Raw genomic sequence first — 1,981 nt, 5'->3', positions numbered from 1 at the left:
ATGCGAAACCTGCCGCCGTAATGCGGCAAGGCGCGTATCGCCTACTCATCCCACCTATCTGAAGGTCCGGCGTGGCGGTCGCATCGTCTCCGTCGCTGTTATCATCGCTGTGGGCGTCAACACGGACGGCCGCCGCGAGGTTCTTGGCATGGGAATCGGCACCTCTGAAGCCGAGCCGATCTGGATGGAGTTCCTGCGCAAGCTGACCCGGCGCGGCCTGCGCGGCGTCAAGCTGGTCGTCTCCGACGCACACGAAGGCATCAAGGCCGCCGTGTCGAAGGTTCTTTCCGCCACCTGGCAGCGCTGCAGGGTTCATTATGCCGACGTCCGGATTATGCCGACCATGGCTTGGAACTCGGCCCTGGAGGCGGGGATCGCTGCGATGGGGTCGGCATAATCAGAGCGCCTCGAGGAAAGCGAGAAGCTTGTCGGACGGCCGGTAGCGTCCGGGCGCCGTATCGGCCGGCGTGGTTTTTGCCAGGGTGCGCTCTTTTAGCTCCAGATCGGCGTGCAGATAGACGTGGGTTGTCTCGATGTGTTCGTGGCCAAGCCACAGCGCGATCACCGAGGCGTCGACGCCGGCACGCAGCAATCGCATTGCCGCGGTATGACGCAGGACGTGTAGGGTGATCCTTTTCCGCTGCAGCGACGGACGGCCTCTGGCGGCGATCTCGACATATTTCGCGAGCCGGTGCTCGAGCGCGTCGCGGCTGAGCATCTTGCCGGTCTGTGTGGGGAAGAGAGGCTCGTCGGCTGCCCGGCACGTTCGGCCAGCCAGACGCGCAGCACCGCGGCCATGTTGGAGGTGATGGGTGTGATCCGCTGCTTTCGTCCCTTTCCCATACAGCTGATGTGAGCGCCGGAACCGAGATGGACATCGCTACAGTGAAGGCCGACCAGTTCGGACGCCCGCAATCCGGTTTGGGCGGCGAGCCGAAGCAAGGCATGGTCGCGCCGCCCGGTCCAGGTCGACCGCTCGGGGGCGGACAGCAATGCATCGAGTTCCTCCTCCGTCAGGAACGTCACAAGCCTTCGCTCAAAACGCTTCGGCGGAATAGCGAGCACCCGTTCGATCGTCGCGGCATGCTCGGGGTGACGAAGGGCGGCGAATCGGAACAACGACCGGATTGCGGCAAGCCGGGCATTCCGGGTCCGCGCGCTGTTGCCCCGATGGTACTCGAGGTGATCGAGGAAGTCGCCGACACACGCGGCATCTCTGTCGCTCCAGACGATCGCCGGCGAGTTGCAGCAATTCCGGGGCCGCCGAGAGATACCAGTATGTCTTGCCCGGATCGACGTGGCCGAGATAGGTCGACAGCAGGGCAAGCCGGTTCCCCGGGTTGCCGCCATCGCGATAAGCATCAAGAAGAGTGCGGACGGCAAATGCGTGTCGCAGGTCGTGTAGCCGCGGTCGGCAGGCGGCCGAGCGCGGGGCGATGCCGACGCGAGAGACGAGCTTCTGGAACGTGTTTTGAACGTTCACATAGAGCAGCCTGGTGCCGGCCGGCGAGACGAACAAGGCGGGCGTGTTCGGCGGCCGGCTGGGTCGATCGCTGCGGCGCAGATAATCGCCGAGGGCTGCGACAGTGCTTGGATGTAATGGCAGCTCGCGGGATTTTCCGAACTTTCCGTGCCGGATCGTGAGGACGCCACCGACGGCATCGAAGTCGTCGCGGTCGAGGCCGATCGCTTCGCCAATCCGCATTCCGGTCACGGCCAGCAAGCCGATCAGGGTCCGGTAGGTCGCTGTCCGATGCGGCGTGCGCAATGCTGCGGTCGCCGTCATCAAGGCGATGACGTCCTCCTGCAAATAGAGGTAGGGCGTCGCTCGACAAGACCGTCCTGGCAGCAGATCACGCGGTGGGACCCCGGTTCGATCCCACGCAGGTGGGTCGCAAAGCTGCGAACCACGGAAAGCCGCGCGGACATCCAGCTTCGATCGGCGCCTGCCGGCAGCATCGCCCAAGCTAGCTTAGCTAGT

At 64.6% G+C, this 1,981-nt stretch carries 2 protein-coding genes and 2 pseudogenes; 1 reads left to right on the top strand and 3 read right to left on the bottom strand.

Features of this window, described 5'->3' with window-relative positions; genetic code table 11:
• Positions 1–319: pseudogene (locus LPU83_RS27835) on the top strand (transposase); the annotation flags it as partial.
• 78 nt (positions 320–397) lie between these two features.
• On the opposite strand, the gene LPU83_RS75305 reads toward LPU83_RS27835, so the two are convergent.
• From LPU83_RS75305 to LPU83_RS75295, 3 genes and pseudogenes are all read right to left on the bottom strand, one after another.
• The gene (locus LPU83_RS75305; RefSeq protein WP_245272613.1) at positions 398–778 is read right to left on the bottom strand and encodes a tyrosine-type recombinase/integrase; all 381 of its coding nucleotides are present in this window, start codon (positions 776–778) and stop codon (positions 398–400) included.
• Positions 779–894: 116 nt separating this feature from the next.
• Positions 895–1,026 (bottom strand): annotated as a pseudogene (locus LPU83_RS75300) (integrase); the annotation flags it as partial.
• Between the two features lie 10 nt (positions 1,027–1,036).
• The gene (locus LPU83_RS75295; protein WP_244656115.1) at positions 1,037–1,786 is read right to left on the bottom strand and encodes a tyrosine-type recombinase/integrase; all 750 of its coding nucleotides are present in this window, start codon (positions 1,784–1,786) and stop codon (positions 1,037–1,039) included.
• Between the last annotated feature and the right edge of the window lie 195 nt (positions 1,787–1,981).

The organism is Rhizobium favelukesii (assembly GCF_000577275.2).
GTDB classification, from domain to species: Bacteria; Pseudomonadota; Alphaproteobacteria; order Rhizobiales; family Rhizobiaceae; genus Rhizobium; species Rhizobium favelukesii.
The sequence above is the reverse complement of the archived record's forward strand: the minus strand, read 5'-3'. Positions and strand labels throughout refer to the sequence as shown.

Excerpts from the sequence above, each read along its gene's own strand:
- LPU83_RS75295 (WP_244656115.1), bottom strand. The coding sequence starts at position 1,786 with ATGACGGCGACCGCAGCATTGCGCACGCCGCATCGGACAGCGACCTAC.